The organism is Roseospirillum parvum (assembly GCF_900100455.1).
Classification (GTDB): domain Bacteria; phylum Pseudomonadota; class Alphaproteobacteria; order Rhodospirillales; family Rhodospirillaceae; genus Roseospirillum; species Roseospirillum parvum.
Window position 1 is genome coordinate 93,853 of sequence record NZ_FNCV01000003.1, and the last position, 21,258, is coordinate 115,110.

Sequence of the window (21,258 nt, forward strand, 5' to 3'; positions counted from 1 at the left end):
CTGCCGGCTTGGATCGCAAGCCGCCCGAAGGTTGGGCGTGGCTCGCCTCGGGGGCAAAAGGCCAATCTGATTAAGGTGTTTAGAGGCTTTTTTTAGGGCTGCGGGGCCCTGCTTCCCCGGAAGGGATCGCGCCAAGGTGTCGCTGGATGGTGTGTGCGCTTTATAATAAAGGTGGGGCAACCCTGAATTGCCCAAATCCAGACCAGCGTCCCATTTGGCGATCTGGGATAATTCCTGGGGCAGGCTCTCCTGGCCTTCCGACGCCGCCTGTCAGGTCGCGGGCGGGCCTGCCCGGCGCGATCCTTGCGCGCCGTCGGTCAGCCGCCCTCGGTGCCGCTGATCACCACCTTCAGGGTTTCGCGGCGGATCATGCTGCGCAGGGCCTCCTCGGTCTGCTCGATGGGGCGGCGGGCGCTGATCAGCACGTCGGCCGGGAAGGCCGGGTCGGCGAGCATGTCCAGGGCCCGCCGGATGGTCTCCGGGCGGTGGTGATAGACCCCTTTCAGGGTCAGCTCGCTGTAGTGGACGAGGTGGGTGTCCAGCTCGATGCTGGTCCCCTGGGCGCAGCCGCCGAAGAAGTTGACCAGCCCGCCTGGGCGCACGCTGCTCACCGCCTCGACCCAGACCTGGGGCGCGCCGGTGGCGTCCACGGCGACCCAGGCGCCGGCCCCGCCGCTGGTGGCGGCGCGCACCTTCTCGGCCTGACCGGCCTCGCGTCCGATGAGCACGGTGCCCACCGCGCCCATGGCGCGCCCGGCCTCGAGACGCGGCGGGTTGGGGTCGGCCAGGATCGGCCGATGGCCGCCCACCGCCAGGGCGCCGATGAACAGAAGGCCGATCGGCCCGCCGCCGAAGACCACCGCCTCGACCGGGCCGGAGCGGGCATAACGGTCCATCTCGCAGGCATCCAGGCCGTGCAGCACGCAGGCCAGGGGTTCGGTCAGGGCGGCCCGTTCCATGGCCATGCCGTCGGGCACACGGTGGGTGTTGCGTTCGACGAAGCGGGCCGGGACCAGGATGTATTCGGCGAAGGCGCCGTTCAGGTAGTGCAGGTCCTGGCACAGGTTTTCCCGGCCCACCTTGCAATAGCTGCATTCCAGGCAGGGCGCGGAGTTGCCGACCACCACCCGGTCGCCTTCGGTCAAGATGGTGACGCCGCTGCCGGTCATGGCCACGGTGCCGGCCATCTCGTGCCCGAACAGGGTGGGCACCTTCAACATGCGCGGATGCCCGCCGCGCCGGAACACCTTGACGTCGGTGCCGCAGGTGGTCGCCGCGTCGACCCGCAGCACCACCTCGCCGGGGCCGGGGCGGGGGATCGGCAACTCCCGCACCTCGACCTGTTCCGGCCCCAGCAGCAGGGCGCCTTTCATGGTCTCCGCCATCAGTCCCGATCCTTCCCGTTGCTGGGCGTGTAGAGCACCTTCAGCGCCTTGCGCTGGCGCACCAGCTCGACCCCCTCGGCAAAGCGGTCCAGCGGCAGGCGATGGGTGACCAGCGGCGTGGGGTCCAGGGCGCCGCTGCGGAGCAGGTCGAAAACCTCCCGCTGCTCGCCGAGGGCGCCGGAATAGGCGCCGACGATGCGCCGTTCGAACTTGAACAGGTCGTTGATCGGGAAGTCGGCCGGCTCGTCCGGTCCGGCGTGGGCGAACAGCACCACCGTGCCGCCCTGGCGGCTGAGGGTGAGGGCGGCGCGCAGGGGGCCGGCGCCGCCCACCGTGTCGAACACCGCGTCGGCGCCCAGGCCCTCGGAAAGCTCGCCCACCGCCGCCTGCGCCGCCTCGCCGGGCGGCGCGGCCGCCGCCGCTCCCAGGCTGACCGCCAGTTCCATGCGCTCGGCGACCGGATCGACCACCAGCACCTTGGTGCCGGGCAGGGCGGCGCGGATTATCAGAAGGTGCAACAGGCCCATGCTGCCGCCGCCCTGGACCACCGCCAGGCCGCCCTCCCGCGGCAGCTCGCCCTTGTGGACGCTGCGCAGCACGCAGGCCCCGGGTTCCAGGAACACGGCGGCCTCGTCGGAAACATGGTCGGGGAGCTTCTGGGCCGCCTGGGCGGTGGCCCGGGGACGGACCAGGATGCGGTCGGCGAAACCGCCCGGGAACAGCAGGTTCTCGCGGAAGGTGTCGCACATGGTTTCGGCACCACGCCGGCACAGCGCGCATTCCCCGCACGGCACGTGGTGCGGCACGGCGACCCGGTCGCCCGGGGCGAAGCCCTCGACCCCCGGCCCGATGGCCGCGACCTCGCCAACGATCTCGTGGCCGAGCACCGTGCCCGGCGCGGCGGCCCCGGTGACAAGCTTGAACATGTCGGTGCCGCAGAACCCGACCACCCGGAGATCAAGCAGCAGTTCGCCGGGGCCGGGGGCTGGTGTGTCGAACGGCTGGAGCGTCGTTTGCTCGCCGCCGAGGCAGGTCACGGCGTTCGCGTGCGTCATGGGTGTTCTTCCCCGCGTGGACAGGCCGGCGGCTTCCAGGCCGAAGGAGAAAGGCGGCGCCTGGTCGTCGAATGTCCTGGTCGTCGAATGTCCTGGTCGCCGATTTTCCACCCTGGCTGGCGTCAACATCAATCGGCGCCACCACCAGAAAGCAGAGCAATTTCACATGCCAGACCCGAAACGTCTGGCGACCGGATTTTGCAGGACCTGCTCTAGCGCGTCTTCCCCACGGGCTCAAGGAGTTTGCCCGGGGGAGGTCGGCCCGGGGCCCGGCGAAATCAACCGAGTGCGAGCTCCGGCATCCAGGGCTTTTGTGGCGTGGGGCTTGGCTGGGGGTTATCCAGGTTGTCATTCCCTCATGGTTGAAGCACTATGAAATCTGGCACACTGGAGAAGATCCAGAGCGGACCGCGACGAATGATTTGCGGCAATATCAAGAATCTAGGCCATGTTCGGTAATTCAAAATCCACGGAATATGGTCCAATGCTCAGCTGGTAGTCGACAAATGCCAGAAAATCGCTTTATGGACGACGATGGGCCATTCACGTTCGCGGATGACAACGTGGAAGCCTCATCAAAAGAAAGCAAGTCATGGTCTATCCTCGTCGTCGATGATGAGGGCGATGTCCATGACGCCACGCGCATTGCCTTGCGTGGTCTGCTCATCGAAGGGCGGAAGCTTCGGCTCTTTCATGCGTTCTCGGCGGAGGAAGCCTACCAGATTCTGGCCGATGAAGCCGACATCGCGGTCGTTCTGCTCGACGTGGTGATGGAAACCGAGGATGCGGGGCTTCAGCTTGTCCGCCGGATTCGCAACGACCTGGGAAACAGCTCGGTTCGCATCGTCCTGCGGACCGGCCAGCCGGGGTACGCGCCGGAAATCGACACCATCCGCACGTATGACATCAACGATTACAAGACCAAGTCCGAGCTGACCCGCATTCGTCTGTTCACCACCCTGGCGGTGGCGTTGCGCTCCTATCACCAGATCCATCAACTGGAGATGAGCCGCAGGGGGCTTGAACTGATCATTGCCGCCAGCACCGGTCTTGGCAAACTGCGGGCCTTGCGACTGTACGCGGAAGGCGTCGTTACGCAGTTGTGCTCCCTGCTGGGTCTGGCGCCGGAAGGCTTGGTGTGCGCCGCCTCCAGGATCGATGGCGAGCCGGCGCGGGTGATCGCGGCCGCCGGCCGATACCGGGACCTGATCCAATGTCCCCTGGACGACCTGCCCGACGACGACGCGCGCGCCATTCTGCACGCCTGTCTGGACAAGCGGCAGCACGTTCTCGGCGGCGGCATATGCCTTTATTTCGGCGTAAGTGACATGTCCGGGATTGCAGCATTCGTGGATACCCGGGAGGAAATCGACCCGGTCAACAGGAACCTGATCGACGTTTTCTGTGCCAATGCCACCGTTGGATTCGAGAACGTTCTCCTTCAGGAGCGTCTTTATGACTACGCGTACACCGACCAGCTTCTCAATGTCCCGAACCGGAAGGGACTGATTGATATTGTCGACCGGCAGACCGGCGATGGGGAGATGGTCCTTGCGCTGATCGACCTGGACGACTTCGCCGAGATGAATACGGTGCTTGATCATCATTTCGGCGATCAGGTTCTGAGCGTCGTGGCCAGGCGCCTGGCCAGTATTTTTGGTCCGCCCGCCGTCCTGGCGCGGGTCGGCGGCGATACGTTCGGCCTGCTTGGATCGGCGGAGTTGGTCACGCCCAACCGGATCGAGGCCGTCTTCGCCGCTCCCTTTGACCTGAACGGCGAGATGCTGCGGGTGTCGGCCACCAGCAGCCTGATCAAGGTCGACCATCAGGTGAGCGCCAACGTGCTCAAGGATGCCAGCATTGCCTTGAAGCAGGCCAAGATCCTCAAGCGCGGGCGGGCAACGCTGTTTTCAGAGGACCTCAGCGCGAGGGCGCGGGAACGCATCCACATGCTGACCGATTTGCGGGCCGCGTTTTCCGCGGAACGCCTGTTCCTGGCCTACCAGCCGCAGGTCGATCTGCCGAGCGGCAAGGTCCTGGGCGCCGAAGCCCTGCTGCGCTGGAAGACGGAGGATGGCCGCTCCATCCCCCCCGACCAGTTCATCCCGCTGGCCGAGCAGTCCGGCTTGACGGTGCCGATCGGCGAGTGGGTTCTGCGCACGGCCTGCCATCAGTTGAAGCGCCTTACGGAGGGCGGTCACGCCAACTTCCGCATGGCCATCAATGTCTCCCACACCCAGTTCCGCGAGCCGAGCTTTGTCCCCGCCCTTGGCTGGGCGCTGCAGGACTGCCGGGTCGATCCCAGCCAGCTTGAACTGGAGCTGACCGAATCGGTGGCCATCGGCCATATCGAGTCCACCTCGGCCAAGATCCAGGAAATCCGCAACATGGGCATCACGGTGGCGATGGACGACTTTGGCACCGGCTATTCGTCGCTGAGCGTCCTCAAACAGCTCAACGTCGACCGCCTGAAGGTCGACCGCAGCTTCGTCATGGAGATCGGCGAGGATGGCGATGCCACGGGCATCGCCGAACTGGTCATCGCCCTGGGCCGGCAGTTGCGTCTGGTGACCATTGCCGAGGGCGTCGAGAGCGAGGAACAGCGGCGACAACTGCTGAAAATGGGATGTCACGAAGGGCAGGGCTATCTGTTCGGACGCCCCATGCCGGCAAAAGAGTTCGAGGCCTGGATGGCGGCACAGGGATAGCGGCTGCCGGACAATTCGGCATGCCGGCCCGCGCTCCGGCCTTGCCGGGGGCCTGCCGGGCGCCGACGACCGACTGGCAGAGGAGAGAGCAACCGTGAACGCCCGGTTGGGTCCGGACAGCGGCGATGCGTTGGTGTACTGGATCGGCCGGGATGGCCGCATCCTCGACATCAGCGAGCCGGTGTGCGCGTTCCTCGGGTATCCCCGCGACCAGCTTGTCACCTTGTCCATCTGGGATATCAACCGGGCCTTTCCCGCCGAGCGGTGGCTGGATCATTGGGCCTCCTTGCAGGAGGCCCGCCAGTTCCGCTTTCAAGGTGCGCATTGGCGACGGGACGGGTCACGCTGCGAGGTGGAGGTTGTCGCCCATTGGGTCGACCTCGGCGGGCCGCCGCACATCTGCGCCGTCGTCACCCCCCTGACGGAAGGCCGGAAAGACTACGTAACCTTGCGCGATAGCGAGGCGCGTCTGGCGCTGGCCCTTGATGTTTCCGGGCAGGCCCCGTGGGAGCTCGACCTGATCACCGGTCAGGCCATGCTCGGCCAGGCGCATGCCGCCCTGTTGGGGCGCGGTCCCACGGAACGGCTCGCGGACCGCGAGACGTGGCTGGGCTGGGTGCATCCGGCGGATCAAAACCAGATCGTCCGCCTGTTCGAGCAGGCCGTTTCCGGCCAGATCAAGGAGTTGAAGGTCGATTTCCGGATGCGGCACGCGGCCGGCCATTGGGTCTGGCTCCGAACCATCGCGCGCGTGGTGCAGTGGGACGAGATGGGCCGCCCCTCGCGGATGCTGGGCACCCATCTGGACATCACCGCCAGCAAGCGGGCCGAAGAGGCGCTGCAACTGACCCAGGCCTCCATCGACCGGGCGTCCATCGCCATCGCGTGGCACGACCGTGAGGGCCGGATCATCTACATCAATGAGAAAGGGTGCCGCTCGCTCGGCTACCCGCGGGACGAGTTGATCGGCTGCCGCGTCGACAAGTTCGACCCCGAGTTTCCCATCGAGGACCACGACGCCGCGTGGGAGCGCCTGAAAAGAAAAGGCCTTCATGTCTTTGAGTCGCGACACGTCACCAAGGACGGGCGCAGCTTTCCGGTCGAGATAACGGCCACCCACATCGCAACCGATGAGAAGGAATTCAGCCTGTCGTTCGTCCGCGACATCAGCGAGCGGAAAGCGGCGGAGCAGTCCCTTCGCTCCTCGGAGGCGTTCCTCGACAGCATCATCAAGCAAAACCCCATGCCCTTGATCATTTTCGATGGGAAGGGCGATGTGGTGCGCCACAACCAGGCCGCCATCGAGCTGTTCCGGGCGACGGGCGCGCCCGAGCGTCTTGAGGACTACAACCTGTTCGAGGACGACCGGGTCCGTGGGGGCGGCCACCTCGAGGAGCTTCCGAAGGTCCTCTCGGAAGGCCGGACCATCCGCTTCCAGAACCGTTTCGAGTTGCGGCAGGCAAACGGCAACCCGGTGCTGGAGCTGGATACAACCCTCTTCCCGATCCGCAATGCCAACGGCGACATCACGCACTTCGCCCTGACGCATGTCGACATCACGGAGCTCAAGGCGGCCGAGGCCAGGCTGCGCTATCACCTGGATTCGGAACAGGCGCTGGCCGACATTTCCGCCCTGATGATCAAGCCCGGGTGGGACGACCTTGACGCCCGCCTGAACTGGATGCTCGAACGCATCGGCGAGCTGACCCAGGCGGATCGGACGTTCCTGTTCGCGATCACCGCCGATGGGCTGACCGCGACCAACACGCATGAATGGTGCGCGCCCGGCATCACGCCGCAGATTCTGGATCTCCAGGATATCCGGACCGCGGACCATTCACCTTTCTTCGAAAGCCTGCGCGATGGCCAGGCGGTCACGGCCCGGGCCGATGACCCGGACTACCCGCTGCGCTTCAAGCCCAGGCTGCCCGAGCCCGGGCTGCATTCCCTGATCTGCATTCCCGTGGTTGGCGGCAACCGTCTTCTCGGCTTCCTGGGTCTGGAGGCCATCAAGCGGCAACGTGCCTGGTCGCAGATCGATGTCCGGTTCCTGCGTCTGGTGGCGGAGATCGTCGCCCACACCCAGCAGCACCTTCAATCCTACCGGGCCCAGGGCGAGCATACCTGGTTCCTGGAGAGCCTGGATCGCATTTCCCGGATCCTCACCCGCTCCCGGCGCGATGCCAACATCATGACCGACCTCACCCGGGAGATTCGCGACATCTTCCAGGCGGACCGGGCCTACCTGCTGCACCCCTGCGATCCCGACGCCGAAACCGTCGAGGTCACCGTGGAGGCGGCCCGGACCGAGTATTCCGGAACCTTGCCAGAGACCCGGGTCATCGAGCCGAACGCCACGCTGCGGGCCGTCTTTCGGCAGGCGTTGGCCAGCAAGGGCCCGGTGCTGACCGGCTTCGAGCCGGACTCCGAGGACTTCCGGCAGTACGGGACGCGCAGCCGCATGGCCATCGCCCTGCGTCCCGAGGCGCATCAACCCTGGCAACTCGGTCTCCACCAGTGCGATGCACCGCGCGACTGGACCGGCAACGAGCAACGGCTGTTCCAGACCATCGCCGAGCGGATCGGGGACGCGCTTTCGGGCCACCTTCTGCTGCGGCAACTCACGGAAAGCGAAGGGCGCTACCGCGCCGTGTTCGACAACACCCTCGACGCGGTCATCATCCACGACGCCGAGGGTCATATCATGGCCGTCAACAAGTCCATGCTGGACATCTTCGGTCTCGATGCACAGGACATCGCCACCTGCACCGTTGCCGACCTTTGCGGTCCGGGACCCTACCAGGAAAGCCGCCTGCGATTACACCTGTGGAACGGCGTGATGACCGGCGACATGGCGCGCTTCGAGATGGTCTGCCGGCGTCCCAAGGACGGTCAGGTGTTTCCGGTCGAGGTCATCCTGCGGGCCATTCCTTTCGGCGACCGGCAGGCCATCCTGGCCAATGTCCGCGACATCACCGAGCGCACGCGGGCCGAGGAAGCCCTGCGGCAGAGCGAGGAGCGCTTCGCGAAAGCGTTCCGGGCCAACCCGGCGGCCATGCTGATCTCGACCATCGAGGAAGGCCGCATCATCGACGTCAATGATCGCTGGCAGAGCCTGTTCGGCGGCACGCGCCAGGAACTGATCGGCCGAACCACCACCGAGGTCGGCGTCTGGCAGCGTTCCGATGTGCGCGCCGAGGCGATCGAGCAGTTTCGCCGCGATGGCCAGGTCCGTGATGTTCCGATGGTCTTCTTCACCCGCGCCGGCGTGCCCCTGGACATCCTCTGGTCCGCCGAAACCATCACCGTTGGCGATGAGAAGGTGTTCCTGTCCCTGGTCAATGACCTCACGGAGCAGAAGCGCGCGGAACACGCCCTGCGCGAAAGCGAGGCCCGCCTGAGTGCCGCCATCGAAAGTATCCCTTTCGACTTCTTCCTGCTCGACATCAACGGCCAGTACGTTTTGCAGAACACCGCGTCGCGGCGGCGATGGGGCGATGTCGTCGGCCGGGATGCGGCCACCGCGACCGTCCACCAGGGACAGGACGCGTCGTGGGGGGCGAAGCTGGACGCGGTGCGGGGCGGGGAGATCGTTGACGCGGAACTCGAGGTCAACGTGGACGGCGAAGAGCTCTTCTTTCGGAACGTGCTGGCGCCGGTCAAGGATGGAGACGGCGTCCGCGGCATTGTCGAACTGACCATGGACATCACCGCGCGCAAACGCACGGAAAGCGAGCTCGAAAGCTACAGGAGCCATCTCGAGGAACTGGTGTCGGAACGCACCGCCGCCCTGCAACAGGCCATGAGCCAGCTGATGCAGGCCGAGAAGCTCGCCGCGCTGGGCAATCTGGTCGCCGGTCTGGCTCACGAGCTGAACACGCCGCTGGGCAACGCCCGCATGGTGGCCAGCACGCTGGCCGAGCACATCAACGATCTGGCTGGCGCCATCGAGCGTGGGGCGCTCAGTCGGGCACAGCTGATGGCCTTTCTGGAGACCGGTCTTGAGTCCGTCGATCTGCTCGAACGCAACACCGTGCGCGCGGCCGACCTGATCAGCCATGTCAAGGAGGTCGCCATCGACCAGACCAGTGTCCGCCGCCGCGTTTTCAACCTGCTGCACACCACCGAGGAGGTCCTGTCCACGCTGAGTCCGACGCTGAAGCGCACCGAGCACCGGATCGAGATCGACATTCCCCCGAACCTGGAAATGGACAGCTACCCGGGTCCCTTGGAGCAGATCATCACCAACCTCGTCTCGAACTCCCTGACGCACGGTTTCGCCGGCATTCAGTCGGGGCTGATCCGGATCGAGGCGCATGCCCTTGATGACGAATTCATCCGCTTCTCCCATGCCGATGACGGCGTCGGCATTCCGCCCGATGTGCGGACCCGGGTGTTCGACCCCTTCTTCACCACGCGGCTCGGCCAGGGTGGCAGCGGGCTCGGCCTTTACATCGTCTACAGTCTGGTGACCGGTGCGCTCGGCGGCCAGATCACGGTCACCAGCGGCGAGGGGCAGACCGGCACGCTCTTCACCCTGACCCTGCCCCGCCGCGCCCCGGAGCGTCAGTCCTCCCAAGCCAGAACTGCCCAGGACGTGTTTTGATGGGGTGACCCGCCAGGAATGGCCCGTATCCATTTCCTTCAACACGCGGTCCGTTCTCCCCCGGGCGCTCCGCTTTCCGAAGGGGGCCAGGCTATTGTGGCTGCGGCTGGAGGCGTCTCAAACGCTCCCCTGTCAGATCGTCGGGAACGGGCCCGCTGCCAGCGCGACCGTGGTTACGCCGCGAGCTGCTCTCGATTCAAGATGTAGAGCCGAGAGCGAAAACCGGAACGAAGAGTTGAACGTTCAACTGAAATGGAGTTGAACGGCCGGCGAATGTTCTATCTTCACTCCCAACGCAAAACCCCGCCAAGTCACTGACTTGGCGGGGTTTTAATTGGTGGGCGCACAAGGACTCGAACCTTGGACCCGCTGATTAAGAGTCAGCTGCTCTACCAACTGAGCTATGCGCCCCCGATGGGGAGGTTTCCCGGTCGCCCAGGGCCAGAAAAGAGGCCCGTCGCGGCGGGGAGGGCCGGATATAGCAAAGCGTCCGGCGGGTGTCGAGGGCTTTTTGTCGAGGGCTTTTTCATGGGCTGGTGGGGGTAAGTCCGTCGGCAGCCGTTTGGGGCGGTACTCCGGCGGGTGGCCGCCCCATGGGCCGTCCTTCAGGCTCAGTGGCGGGCCAGATAGGCGCGGCACAGCTCGGCGCTGCCGGCGGTGTAGGCAGCGCCCAACTGGCGGGCCAGGGGGGCCTCCTGGTGCGAGCCGATCCAGGCCACCAGCAGCAGGCGGCGCAGCAGCACGAAGCTGGGGATTTCGCCCACTTCGTCGTCGCTCAGCGGGCGCACTTGGCGGTAGCCGCGCACCCAGGCGGCGAGCAGCTCGGGCACCTCCGGGTGGTGCTCGAAAAAGCTCACCGTGGTGGCGGCGTCATAGAGGTGCCAGGTGAAGCCGCAGTCGTCGAAGTCGAGCACGGTCAGCCGGGGCCCGGCGACCAGCAGGTTGGCCAGCCTGAGGTCGGCGTGGCACAGGCTGAAGTGTTCCGCCGCACGCCCCAGGCTGTCGAGGCGGCGGGCCAGGCGTTCGATGGTCCGGCCGAACAGGCGTTCGGTCTCGCCGTCCATGCCGATACCCTGGCGCCAGTCCCCCCACAGCGGGCGATCCCCCAGGGTGGTGTCGAGGTCCCAGGTCTGCCGGGTGAAGTCGGCCGGCGGGGTCCATCCGGCGACCTGACGATGCAGCCGGGCGGCCACGGCGCCCAGTTCGACGAAATGGTGCTTCAGTTCGGGCGAGTCTTCCCGGGGTTCCTCGCCCGGCTCCCAGGCGAACAGCACCGCCTGGCGGGCGCCGTGCCCGGCCGTGCCCGGCCAGCTCTGGATCAGGGCGCCGTCGCGGCCGGCGAGGGGGCGTGGGGGGTGGACATCGCCCTCGGTCTGGATGGCCCGCACCCAGGCCAGCTCGGAGCGGATGGCCGCCGGGTCCTGATACCCCGGGCGGTGCAGGCGCAGCGCCCCGCGCGGCTGCCCCCGGCCATCGTCCAGGCGATAGGTGGCGTTCTCCGACAGGTTGATCAGTGTGGCCCGGGTGTCGGTGGGCAGGTCCCAGGTGGCGATGGCCCAATCGGCGACCGGGGCGGAGGGAGGGGGCGTGGGAGTGTCGTTCATGGCGCGGCAGCATGGCCACTGGCGCGCCGATGTCAATCGGCTTCAGGGGCGGCTTCGGGCGGCGGCTTCAGGCAAGACAAACCCCCGGCCGGAGGTGGATCTCCGACCGGGGGTGTGTGATGCCGGTGGGAACGGCTCAGGCCAGGATGGAGACGCCGCCGCTGCGCGGAGGGGTCTGTTCCTCATCGTTGCCCTCGCCGTCCTCGGGCGTCGGGCCCGGCAGGTAGGGTTCGGGCTCATCGGTGACCAGTGGCGCGGTTTCCCGCTGCTGGCTTTCGACCAACTCCTCGTAGGCGCTGGGGCCGTCCTCCTGGTTCGGCAGGGGCGCCTCGGGCGGCGCTGGCAGCGGTTCTTCCTGGCTCTGCTCGGCCGGATCGCGGATCACCCCGGCGGCGACCAGTTCCTCGTAGGTCTGCCGCTCGCTCACCACCTCGTCATAGAAGCGGCCCTGCTCCTGCTCGCCGCCGGCCTCGCCGGGCAGCGGGAAAGCGGGTTCCTGGTCGGCGGCGCCATCCTCGGCCTGTTCCTCGCCGGGCAGGGGGTAGCTTGCCTCCTTGCCGATCACCACCTCGCCGGTGGTCGGATCGACTTCGGTGGTGCCGCGCTTGTGGTAGGCAAGCCCGCCGTAGGAGTTGCTGTCGTCGCGGGCCCGGATGGCGTGCTTGAGTTCCACCTGATCGACCCGGCCGTCGGTGTTCATGTCAAAGCGCGCCTTGAGATCGGGCGTGCCGATCAACTCGGCGGCGGTCGGGGTCAGGATCACCCGGTCGCGGGCTTCCTGGCGGCGCACCTCTTTCTGCCGTTCGCCGGCGTCGCGTTGCAGGCTGTCCTGGACGGTGGCCGGACCCTTGTTGCTGGTCGCCGCCGGCTTGTTCTGCTGGCGCGCCTGTTCGGCCGCGCGCAGGGTGTCGGCCGGCGTGTCCTGGCGCTGGCTGGATTGCTGCTGGTTCTGGTCGCGGCTGCGCCGGCTTTCCTGACGCGCGCTTTCGTCGGCGCCTTGGACCACGGCGGGGTCGCGCCAGTTGGGGGTGGCTTCGGTCCGGGCGAGGTCGGCCGTCTGCTGGCCCTGGGGGGCCTGCTGGGCATCCCGGTTGTTGACGGTTGCGGCAACGTGGGCCGCGCTGGTGGCGGCGCCGAAGCCAACTTGGTCACTCATCCCTAGGTCTCCTTCTGGACCGGAGGTTGAGACGTTCAGCGAATCGGCGACGCGGGGACGTGATTCCTGTCGCGCTTCCCGCTGGTGCTGGCTGGCTTCCGACCCGGGGCCCAGGGCAAGGCATCCGAGGCCGGGCGGGCCGCGCTTCCAGGAGCAACGCGCCGGAAGAACCGGCAACCACCGCAGTCAACGTGCTTCCGGTGTGAAAAGGGGTGCCAGGTCTGGGTTGATCCCCGGGCACCAGCCCTGAGCAAGCGTCGCTTCAGAGGGGCGGGCGCTGCTCTCCTAAGGGGTCGCCAGACTACAGACACCGGCGGATTTCATGCCGGGTGACGTTGCAGCCTACTTCGACAGTCCGGGCTCGGCCACCAGAGCCGCAGGATCGTCATTCCCGATCCAGTTGGCGCGTGTCACCATGCCCAAGGCGCATTCTACGCCCACCGCCAGTTTACTGGAGGGGTGGGGGGGTCGTCAATCGGCAGCCGAGGCGGAGAATGTCCTGATTGCCCCCTCTATGTGATCGCGCCGCGGTCGGCTGACAACCCTTGGCGCTTGTTCCGATGCGGTGAAACGGTCAAGATCGTGCGAACCTTATGCGCAAGAGTGCTTTACCGGAGCGGATGCTCCCCACCGCAACATCCCGAGATCGACATCCTGAACCTGATTCGACGCAACAGCACACGGCAAGGGGGCCTGATGGGTAGGTGTTGGTTCTTGGCTGGGTATCGGCCGGCGCCCCGCCGTCAGCCGACGGGCGCCCGTCGGAGCCGGTTTGGCCGGCTGTCGGTGTGGTTCCTGATCGCCGGGCTGGTGGGCGGGACGCTCTCCGAGGTGCGTGCGGAGTCGGGATTTCTCGGCATGCAGGTGCAGCCGACCCTGCCGGCCATGCGAACCGCGCTGGGCGTGGACGAGGCGTCGCCACGGAAGGTCCCGGCCGGTGTCCTGGTGATCGATCTGCTGCCCTGGGGCCCCGCCGGCCTGGGCGGCGTGCGGCGTGGCGATCTGGTGCACGCCCTGAATGACCAGCCGGTCGACGGTCTGGAGCGGATCGTTGCCTTGGCGGATGCCACCACGCCCGGCCAGACGGTTGATCTGATGGTGACGCGTCAGGGCGAGGTCCATCGCCTCGGTCTTGCCTTGACCTCCTGGCCACCCGGATGGCGGGGGGTGGCGGAGGCGGTCGCCGAAGATCCGCGCCTCGGTCTTGCCGTCAGTAATCTCGACGATGCCCTGCGGCACCGCCTGACCGTGCGCTGGGGGGCGCGCGGGGTGATGGTCAGCGAGCTTGTGCCGGGGCGTCCGGCGGCCCGGGCCGGGCTGGCCAAGGGCATGATCATCCAGCGCGTGGCGGGCCATCTGATCGTTGACGCGGCCAGTCTGTGGCGGCGTCTGGACAGCCACCAGGGGGATGGCTGGGCCCCCCTGCTGGTTCAGGATGGCGGCGGCTTCCACCTGCTGGCCCTGCCCCTGAGCCGTCAGGCGCCGGCCGGCCCGCGGCCCCTGTTCCAGGCCCTGGGCCTGCGGTTGGGCGAATTGCCGGGGTTGGGCCTGCTGGTGGTCGACGTGACGAGCGGAACGGCGCTGGCCCCGAGCGTGCCACGCGGCGCGATCATCGTCGGCATCGATGGCGTGCCACCGACCGTGGCGGCACTTCAGCAGGCTGACCGGCCGTTGACCCTGACCCTGAAAGTGGACGGAGAGGCGCGCGAGGTGCGCCTCGATCCGGCCGCCGCGCCGTTGCCACCCTCGGCCGAGCGGCGGGATCTGCCCGGGGTCGGTCTGGTGGTCGCCAACCGGAGCGACGCGGTGATAACCAGCCTGGGCTTGCGCTGGGGGGTGGCCGGGGTGGCGGTGCAGGGGGTGGCGGCCCAGGGGCCGGCCTCCGGTCGCCTGCTGCCCGGCGATACGGTGGTCGCCGTCAACCAGCATCCGGTGGTGACGGTGGCGGCGCTGGCCGACCGGCTGGACGCGGCGCGGGCGGCCGGGGGAGCCGAGGTGCTGCTGCTGGTCGAGAACGTCTACGGCTACCGTCACGTGGTGCTGCCCCTGGGGCGCGGCGACGGTCCGCCCCTGGCGCCCCTGCTGCAACTGGAGTAGGGGCCAAGAGGCTTGGCCAGGGAGCCTAAGCGATAGCCTAAAAGAGACCGCGCAGCAGCCACACCGCGCCGACCCCGGCCAGCATGGTCAGCGGCAGGTTGCGGGTCAACATGGCGACCAGCAGGGCAGCCCCGGCGGCCAGCCACTCGGGCGGGCCGCCCTGGGCCAGGCTGGTCGCCACCAGGGCGCTCAGCAGGCAGCCGGGCAGGGCGGTGAAGGCCCGCGCCCAGCGGCCCTCGCGGGGCAGTCGGGCGCCGATCAGGTATCCCCCCAGGCGCAGGGCGAAGGTGCCGCCGGCCAGACCGGCGATGAGCAGCCAGGGGGCGGTGCCCGCCGGGTCAGCCATGGCGCCGCACCCCGGCCAGCGCCGCGCCGCCCAGGCCGCCGGCCAGCAGGGCCCAGGCCGGGGCAAGGCCGGCCCCGCCGATCAGCCCCAGGGTGAGGGCGGCCGAGGCGACCCACGGCAAAAGGTCCGGACGGCCGCGCCACAGGCCGCGCAGGATGGCGATGAAGGCGGCGATGAAGGCGAAGTCCATGCCGATGGCGCGCGGCTCGGGCAGGGCCCGGGCGAAGGTCACCCCGGCCACGGTGCTGAGCAGCCACACCGCCAGCAGGCAGGCTCCGCCGCCGACCAGATACCAGTAGCCGACGGCCCGCCCGCGCGCCTGGGCGCCGTGCATCAGGGCCCAGTTCTCGTCGGCCGCCAGATGCAGGGCGAGCAGCTTCTGGCTCCACGGCCGGCCGGCCAGCTCGTGGCGCAGCGAGGCGGTGATGAGCAGCAGGCGCAGGTTCAGGCCCAGGCCGGCGAGCAGGGCCGCCCCGGCGCCGGCCCCGGCCACCAGCCGCTCGACGGCGACGATCTGCGAGGCCCCGGCGAACACCGTGGCGCCCATCAGGCCGGTTTGAAGCTCCGCCATGCCGGCCTGGGCGGCGAGCAGCCCGAAGGCCAGCCCGTAGGTGGCCACGCCGATGGCCAGCGGGATGATTTCCCGCACGCCGAGCAGGAATTCGCGGCGCGGCGGCAGGGGCGATGGGGCGGTCATGGTGGGTCCTTGGTGGCGGTGACGGTGGCATCATGCCGTGCCCCCGGTGTTCCGTCAAATCGAACGATGGTCTATCATGTCGAACGATCCTGCTCCGCACCCGCCCCGCCGCGATGCCCCCCGTGTTTCCGAAAAAGGACCGGCCCATGACCCCCAACGCCCTGATCGCCCGGGCCCTGCGCCGCGAGCGTCAGCACGCCGGGCTCAGCCTGTCGGCCCTGGCCGCCCGCGCCGGGCTGGCCAAGTCGACCCTGTCGCAACTGGAGGCCGGCCAGGGCAACCCCAGTGTGGAGACCCTGTGGGCCCTGGCCACGGCGCTCGGCGTGCCGTTCAGCCAGTTGTTCCAGTCCCCGAACCCCGAGGCGGCCTTGATCCGGGCCGGCGAGGGAACCCCCCTGAGCGCCCAGGCAACGCCCTTCGCGGCCACCCTGCTGGCCGCCGGCGGGCCGGGCCGGCGGCGCGACCTCTATCGTCTCGATCTGGCCGGCGCGGCGCGGCGCCAGGCCGAGCCGCATCCGGCGGGGACCGTGGAGCACGCCGTGGTCTGCCAGGGGCGGGTGCGTCTGGGGCCGCTGGAGGCGCTGGAGGAGTTGGCGCGCGGCGACTACTACCGCTACGCGGCCGACAGGGTGCATCTTTATCAGGGCCTGAGCGACGACTCGGTGGTCCTGCTGGTCATGGAAAGCCCGGCCTGAGGCGACCCACCGGCGAGACGGCTCAGCGGCCGCGCACCTTGTTGAGCAGCTCTTCCAGGGTCATCGGCACCTCGACCACGCCGTCATCGGCGCGGGCCTGGGCCGAGCGTTCCAGGTCGGCCACCGCGCGCCGCACCTGGGCCTCCGACAGCGCCCACTCATCGCCGGAGAGGAACACCACCACCTCGTCGCGGAAGGCCCGATGGAGGGCCAGGGCGCGGGCATCGTCGCCCAGCGCGTCGGCCAGCAGGGCCAGGGCCAGTTGCCCGGGGCCGTTGCCCTGGTAGCCCCACTCGAAGCCCTCGGCGGCCAGCGACAGAAGGTCGAGGCGTGGCTCCAGCGGCTGACCGTCGACGGTGACCAGGGTGCCTTCCGGGCCACGCCATCCCTGGTAGGTCTTCATGGCGGGTCCTCCTGGCTTGGCGGACTGTCCAGGCTGGCGATCACGGCGTCCGGATCGTCGGCGCTCAGCCGGTGGGAGAAGGCGCCGCCCAGGAGGCGGGCGTTGGGGCCGTGCCGGCAGTGGCCGAAGCAGGGGCTTTCCTCGACCACCACCTCGTCGCGGCCCAGCTCGGCGAGGCGCCGGCGCAGCCGTTTCAACAGCTTCTCACTGCCCCGCCCGGCGCACGAGGGGCGGTCGGCGCCGAAGCGCCGGTTGGTGCAGACCAGCAGGGTGGGCGGCGGGCTCATCGGGCGGTCGCCGCGGCCGGGTGGGCCAGGGCCGCGTTGATCACCCGCAGGATGACCGGATGCAGGGCGTGGTCGGCCAACGCGCCCAGGTCCACCCACCGCGCCTGCCGGGCGTCCGAGCCGGCGACCGGCAGGGCGGCCGGGTCGCGCGGGCGGGCCAAATGGTCGAGGATGGTGAAATGGCAGCCCACCCCGCCATCGGCATGGCGCTCGATCCAGTCGACCACCTCGACCAGTGGACCCACCTCGACCTCAAGGCCGGTTTCCTCGGCCACCTCGCGGGCCACCGCCTGGGCCACCGTTTCGCCCAGCTCCTGCAGGCCGCCGGGCAGGCTCCAGGTGCCCTCGGCCGGCGCCTTGCCGCGCTCGATCAGCAGCACCCGCCCGGCCGACAGGACCACGGCGCCGACGCCGATTTGCGGCAGGCGACGGTCGGGATCGGTGGCTTCGGGCATGGGCGGGAAAATCCCTAGCGTGACAGGGGTCGCTTGGCGGCGGGGGGCATCCGGCGTTATATCATGCCCCGCCGTGATCCGTCCCGTGCCCGGAGATGCCGCCCATGACACCCGCCGAGCCGCCGCATGACCACCATCCCCACGGACCGCCCGGGCTGTCCTTCGGGGGTCGCCTCAGGGCCTATTTCCTGGCCGGCATCCTGATCACCGCGCCGTTGGCCATCACCTTCGGCGCCGCCTGGTTCGTGGTCGACTTCTTCGACCGCACGGTGGCCGAGGCCATCCCGCTCAAATACAACCCCAACACCTACCTGCCGTTCTCCATCCCCGGCCTGGGCCTGATGGTGGTGATGGTCGGGCTGACCCTGACCGGGGCGCTGACCGCCGGTCTGGTCGGCCGCCTGATCGTGCGCACCAGCGAGCGGGTGCTCGACCGCATGCCGGTCATCCGCAACGTCTACAGCGCGGTGAAGCAGATCTTCGAGACGGTGCTGGCCCAGAAGTCCACCGCCTTCCGCCAGGTGGTGCTGATCGAGTATCCGCGGCGCGGTATCTGGGCCATCGGCTTCGTCTCCGGCACCACCGAGGGCGAGGTGCAGAACCTGACCGAGGACCAGACGGTCAATGTCTTCCTGCCGACCACCCCCAACCCGACCTCCGGCTTCCTTCTGTTCGTGCCGCGCAAGGACATGGTGGTGCTGAACATGTCGGTCGAGGAGGGGATCAAGATGGTGGTCTCCGGCGGCATCGTCACCCCGCCCGACCGCCGCCCCGAGCACCTGCGCAACCAGCCGGTGCTGGGCAGCGATCAGCCCTGACGGCGGCGCGCCCGGTCGGCCGGCGCGACCTCGTCGCGGAAGCCGGCCGGGGTGCGTCCGGTGTGCTGGCGGAAGACGCGCGTCAGGTGGCTCTGGCTGGAAAAACCGCAGGCCAGGGCGATTTCGGCGATGGGCTGGTCGCCGCCCAGCAGAAGGCGGGCCCGGGCAATGCGCCGCCGGGCAATCCAGGCGTGGGGCGACAGGCCGCGCGACAGGCGGAACATGCGCTGGAAATGGAACTCCGACAGGTTGGCCACGCCGGCCAGATCGGCCAGCCGGATGGGATCGCCGAGGTGTGCCTCGATCCACCCGTCGAGGCGCCGCAGAAGGTGCCCCGGCAGGCCGCCGCGCAGGGCCACCGGGCGGCTGGCAAGCTGGCCGACCAGCTCGGTCATGGCGCCGTCGGCCAAAAGGAGGTCGCCGCCCTCGGCCGCCCGGGCCAGGGTGGCCAGCGCCGAGGCCAGCCCGGGGTGCTGGACGAAGGTGGCCTCGGCCAGATCGAGCCGGCGGGCATCGCACTCGTGGGTCAGGGCGAAGCTGGCCCTGAGCTCGTCATCCGGCAGGTACAGATGGACGAAGCGGAACGGCGTGGTGATGCGCCAGGATGAGCGGTGCCCCTCCGGCATCACGCAAACGGCGCCCGGCCAGCCCCGAAGGCCGCCGGCGTCCAGCCGCTGGGTGCCGGTACCGTCCTTCAGGTAGAGGCTGAAGGTGTGGCCCCGGGGGGCGTCGTAGCTCACCCGGGCGTCGCGGTTCTCCCAGATGGCCACCGCCCGGCCGGCGCCCAGGTCGAGCCTGGCGGCGACGCGGGCCGCCGGCGCGCGGCCGAGAAAGTCGGGAACGGTTTGGCTCATGACTCCTTGTATCCCGCCGCCGGCGGTCGGGAAAGCGCCGGGCGCCGAATTGCGCAAGATGGTGCAAGGCAGGAGTCGGCGGGTGGGCTAGGGAAGAGGCCCCCTTTGTGGAGGCTCGCCGATGAGCGGTTCCCTGCTGTTTGTCCTCACCGTGCTCATCTGGGGCACCACCTGGATCGCCATCGCGGTGCAGGTGGAGAGCGCCCCGGTGGTGGTTTCCGTGTTCCACCGCTTCGCCCTGGCCGCCCTGCTGATGGTCGCCGGGCTGGCCCTGGCGGGGCGGCTGAAGGTGCCGGCGGTGTGGTCCTTCGTGGTGGTTCAGGGGCTGTGCCTGTTCTGCCTCAACTTCATCGGGCTCTATACCGCGACCACGTTGATCCCGTCGGGTCTGGTCGCGGTCATCTTCTCGCTGGCCTCGATCTTCAACGCGCTCAATGCCCGGCTGTTCTTCGGGGATCGGATCGGCGCCCGCTCGCTGCTCGCCGGTCTGATCGGGTCGGGCGGCCTGGCCCTGCTGTTCTGGCGCGACGTGGTGGTGAGCCTCGATCCGGCAACCCTGCGCGGCGTCGCCTGGGCGGCGCTGGGCACGCTGTTCTTCTCCTGGGGCAACATGGCCTCGCGGCGCAACGGCGCGCTTGGCATCACCCCGCTCACCGCCAACGCCTGGGGCATGGGGATCGGGGCCCTGGCCCTGCTGGGGGTTTGTCTGGCCGGCGGTCAGCCGCTGACAGTGCCGACGGTGCCCGACTACTGGCTGGCGACCGGCTATCTGGCGGCCATCGGCTCGGTGGTCGGGTTCACCACCTATCTTGTCCTGGTGGCGCGGGTCGGCCCGGTCCGGGCGGGCTATGCGACGGTCCTCTTTCCGGTCGTCGCCTTGCTGCTGTCGACTCTGTTCGAGGGCTATGTCTGGACCCCCACCGCCCTGGCCGGGGTGGTGGTGATCAGTCTGGGCAACGCGGTGATGTTCTGGCGCCGGGGCTGAGGGGGCGCTCAGGACCGCCCGGCGAGCACCCCCAGGACCTCGTCGGCCAGGGCGGAGACTTCCTCGGCCGCGCGGTCGCGGGGGGCGCTTTCCAGCACGCCCAGGCCCTCCATCATGCTGTGGGCGAAGGCCACCCGGCTGCCCAGCATGGCCCCAGCCAGCGGCATCTCCTTCTCGGCCAGATCGGCCAGCACGCGGTCGCGCAGGGTGCCCCGGGCCGGCATGCGGTTGGCCACCAGCCGGGCCGCGCGGCGCTCACTGCGCGCTGCCTCAAGGGTGGGGGCGGTGGCCCACAGGTCCATCGGGCTGGGTTGCAGGGGGATCAGCACCAGGTCGGCGGCCCGGATGGCGGCCCGGGCCTCGGTCTCGGCATGGGGCGGGGTGTCGATCAGGATCAGGTCGGCCCCCCGGCGCAGGCGATCAAGCTCGGTGCCGACCCGCCAGCCGGCGACCGCCGACAGGGCCAGACCGCCGGCGGCCTCGCCCAGGCGTTGGCGGCGCACGGCGAACCACGCGGCGAGGCTGCCCTGGGGGTCGATGTCGAGCAGCGCCACCCGGCGCCGGCCATCGGCCGCCAGGGCGACCGCCAACTGGGCGACCAGCGTGGTCTTGCCGGCCCCGCCCTTCTGCTGGGCCACCGTCACCACCGCCATGATTCGCCTCCCCGCCGTTGTTCTGGGCCGTTGTTCTGGGCCTGATCCTATCACGCCGGGTTGGTCAGGCCACTGCCCCGGATTGGCCAGAAGGGACCGGGGAACGGGCTCAGGGCTGGCTGGCCGGATCGCGCGGGTGGGGCGGCAGATCGCGCTCGGCGCGGCGCTGGCGGATGTGGGCCCAGATGGCGGCGCGGGTTTGGGCGTCGCCGTCACGCCAGGCGCCGATCTCCGACCCGCTGCGTTGGCAGCCCTTGCACAGACGATCCGTGGGGTCGAGTTCGCAGACGCCGATGCAGGGCGAGGGCAGGGTGATCAGGGCGGCGCTGTCGGTCATGATGCTCCGAGAGCTTGAAAAGGAGGCGGGTCGGCGGGGTTGCGTGGTCCCCCGGCCGGCCGCTAAGGTGCGCATCCGAAAGGTCCTTTTCAAGGACGCTCGGTTCTTTGGGAGTTC

General features: G+C 68.9%; 18 protein-coding genes and 1 tRNA gene. 6 read left to right on the top strand and 13 right to left on the bottom strand.

All coding sequences use genetic code 11. The features are described 5' to 3' along the window. Window positions 1-317: 317 nt before the first annotated feature. Together BLR95_RS05575 and BLR95_RS05580 are read right to left on the bottom strand one after the other, a co-directional pair. Complete coding sequence (locus BLR95_RS05575) at window positions 318-1,385, bottom strand: zinc-dependent alcohol dehydrogenase (RefSeq protein ID WP_092616735.1); 1,068 nt, start codon at window positions 1,383-1,385, stop codon at window positions 318-320. Next, the gene (locus BLR95_RS05580; protein ID WP_176787654.1) at window positions 1,385-2,440 is read right to left on the bottom strand and encodes a zinc-dependent alcohol dehydrogenase; all 1,056 of its coding nucleotides are present in this window, start codon (window positions 2,438-2,440) and stop codon (window positions 1,385-1,387) included. Before BLR95_RS05580 ends, BLR95_RS05575 begins: the two co-directional genes overlap by 1 nt. A 524-nt stretch (window positions 2,441-2,964) precedes the next feature. On the opposite strand from BLR95_RS05580, the gene BLR95_RS05585 reads away from it, so the two are divergent. Both BLR95_RS05585 and BLR95_RS05590 read left to right on the top strand, forming a co-directional pair. Then, on the top strand, window positions 2,965-5,148 hold the full coding sequence (locus BLR95_RS05585) for a GGDEF/EAL domain-containing response regulator (protein WP_218119495.1): 2,184 nt from the start codon (window positions 2,965-2,967) through the stop codon (window positions 5,146-5,148). A gap of 94 nt (window positions 5,149-5,242) precedes the next feature. Then, on the top strand, window positions 5,243-9,754 hold the full coding sequence (locus BLR95_RS05590) for a PAS domain S-box protein (RefSeq protein WP_092616744.1): 4,512 nt from the start codon (window positions 5,243-5,245) through the stop codon (window positions 9,752-9,754). A gap of 335 nt (window positions 9,755-10,089) precedes the next feature. Here the strand turns inward: BLR95_RS05590 and BLR95_RS05595 are convergent. The 3 genes from BLR95_RS05595 to BLR95_RS05605 all read right to left on the bottom strand — a co-directional run bounded on the left by BLR95_RS05595 (window position 10,090) and on the right by BLR95_RS05605 (window position 12,514). Beyond that, a tRNA-Lys gene (locus tag BLR95_RS05595) sits at window positions 10,090-10,165 on the bottom strand. 200 nt (window positions 10,166-10,365) lie between these two features. Beyond that, a complete protein-coding gene (locus tag BLR95_RS05600) occupies window positions 10,366-11,358 on the bottom strand; it encodes a phosphotransferase enzyme family protein (protein ID WP_092616747.1) in 993 nt (330 codons plus the stop codon). Window positions 11,359-11,494: 136 nt separating this feature from the next. Further along, window positions 11,495-12,514 carry a hypothetical protein gene (locus BLR95_RS05605; RefSeq protein ID WP_092616750.1) on the bottom strand — a complete coding sequence of 340 codons (1,020 nt, stop codon included), beginning with the start codon at window positions 12,512-12,514 and terminating at the stop codon, window positions 11,495-11,497. An 858-nt stretch (window positions 12,515-13,372) separates the two neighbouring features. On the opposite strand from BLR95_RS05605, the gene BLR95_RS05610 reads away from it, so the two are divergent. Further along, window positions 13,373-14,611, top strand: coding sequence for a Do family serine endopeptidase (locus BLR95_RS05610; protein ID WP_176787656.1), 1,239 nt, complete (start codon window positions 13,373-13,375; stop codon window positions 14,609-14,611). A 37-nt stretch (window positions 14,612-14,648) separates the two neighbouring features. Here the strand turns inward: BLR95_RS05610 and BLR95_RS05615 are convergent, their stop codons facing one another. Further along, the gene (locus BLR95_RS05615) at window positions 14,649-14,957 is read right to left on the bottom strand and encodes an AzlD family protein (protein ID WP_092616756.1); all 309 of its coding nucleotides are present in this window, start codon (window positions 14,955-14,957) and stop codon (window positions 14,649-14,651) included. Beyond that, window positions 14,950-15,654: an AzlC family ABC transporter permease gene (locus BLR95_RS05620; protein ID WP_092616759.1), complete on the bottom strand. Its 705-nt coding sequence runs from the start codon at window positions 15,652-15,654 to the stop codon at window positions 14,950-14,952. The genes BLR95_RS05615 and BLR95_RS05620 overlap by 8 nt, the downstream gene beginning before the upstream one ends. A 146-nt stretch (window positions 15,655-15,800) precedes the next feature. Between BLR95_RS05620 and BLR95_RS05625 the strand changes: the two genes are divergently transcribed. Further along, complete coding sequence (locus BLR95_RS05625) at window positions 15,801-16,349, top strand: helix-turn-helix domain-containing protein (protein ID WP_092616762.1); 549 nt, start codon at window positions 15,801-15,803, stop codon at window positions 16,347-16,349. 22 nt (window positions 16,350-16,371) lie between these two features. Here BLR95_RS05625 and BLR95_RS05630 read toward each other — a convergent pair whose 3' ends face one another. From BLR95_RS05630 to BLR95_RS05640, 3 genes are read right to left on the bottom strand one after another with little or no spacing between them, the layout of a single operon-like run. Continuing rightward, window positions 16,372-16,752 (bottom strand): DUF6166 domain-containing protein, encoded by a 381-nt coding sequence (locus BLR95_RS05630; RefSeq protein ID WP_176787658.1) that lies wholly within the window; start codon window positions 16,750-16,752, stop codon window positions 16,372-16,374. Beyond that, window positions 16,749-17,039, bottom strand: a complete 291-nt coding sequence (locus BLR95_RS05635; protein ID WP_092616764.1) for a (2Fe-2S) ferredoxin domain-containing protein — start codon at window positions 17,037-17,039, stop codon at window positions 16,749-16,751. Before BLR95_RS05635 ends, BLR95_RS05630 begins: the two co-directional genes overlap by 4 nt. Continuing rightward, the gene (locus tag BLR95_RS05640) at window positions 17,036-17,494 is read right to left on the bottom strand and encodes an NUDIX hydrolase (protein WP_092616767.1); all 459 of its coding nucleotides are present in this window, start codon (window positions 17,492-17,494) and stop codon (window positions 17,036-17,038) included. Before BLR95_RS05640 ends, BLR95_RS05635 begins: the two co-directional genes overlap by 4 nt. A gap of 104 nt (window positions 17,495-17,598) precedes the next feature. Here BLR95_RS05640 and BLR95_RS05645 point away from each other — a divergent pair, with 104 nt between their 5' ends. Further along, window positions 17,599-18,312, top strand: coding sequence for a DUF502 domain-containing protein (locus BLR95_RS05645; RefSeq protein WP_245689286.1), 714 nt, complete (start codon window positions 17,599-17,601; stop codon window positions 18,310-18,312). Here BLR95_RS05645 and BLR95_RS05650 read toward each other — a convergent pair. Beyond that, entirely contained in the window at window positions 18,303-19,166 is an 864-nt protein-coding gene (locus BLR95_RS05650) for a helix-turn-helix transcriptional regulator (RefSeq protein ID WP_092616773.1), read from the bottom strand. The two genes, BLR95_RS05645 and BLR95_RS05650, sit on opposite strands and share 10 nt — an antisense overlap. A gap of 121 nt (window positions 19,167-19,287) precedes the next feature. Here BLR95_RS05650 and BLR95_RS05655 point away from each other — a divergent pair, with 121 nt between their 5' ends. Next, the gene (locus BLR95_RS05655) at window positions 19,288-20,151 is read left to right on the top strand and encodes a DMT family transporter (protein WP_092616776.1); all 864 of its coding nucleotides are present in this window, start codon (window positions 19,288-19,290) and stop codon (window positions 20,149-20,151) included. Between the two features lie 8 nt (window positions 20,152-20,159). On the opposite strand, the gene parA is transcribed toward BLR95_RS05655, so the two are convergent. Together parA and BLR95_RS05665 are read right to left on the bottom strand one after the other, a co-directional pair. Continuing rightward, window positions 20,160-20,804, bottom strand: a complete 645-nt coding sequence (gene parA / locus BLR95_RS05660; RefSeq protein ID WP_092616779.1) for a ParA family partition ATPase — start codon at window positions 20,802-20,804, stop codon at window positions 20,160-20,162. Between the two features lie 109 nt (window positions 20,805-20,913). Next, window positions 20,914-21,141, bottom strand: coding sequence for a DUF1289 domain-containing protein (locus tag BLR95_RS05665; protein WP_092616782.1), 228 nt, complete (start codon window positions 21,139-21,141; stop codon window positions 20,914-20,916). Window positions 21,142-21,258: the final 117 nt, after the last annotated feature.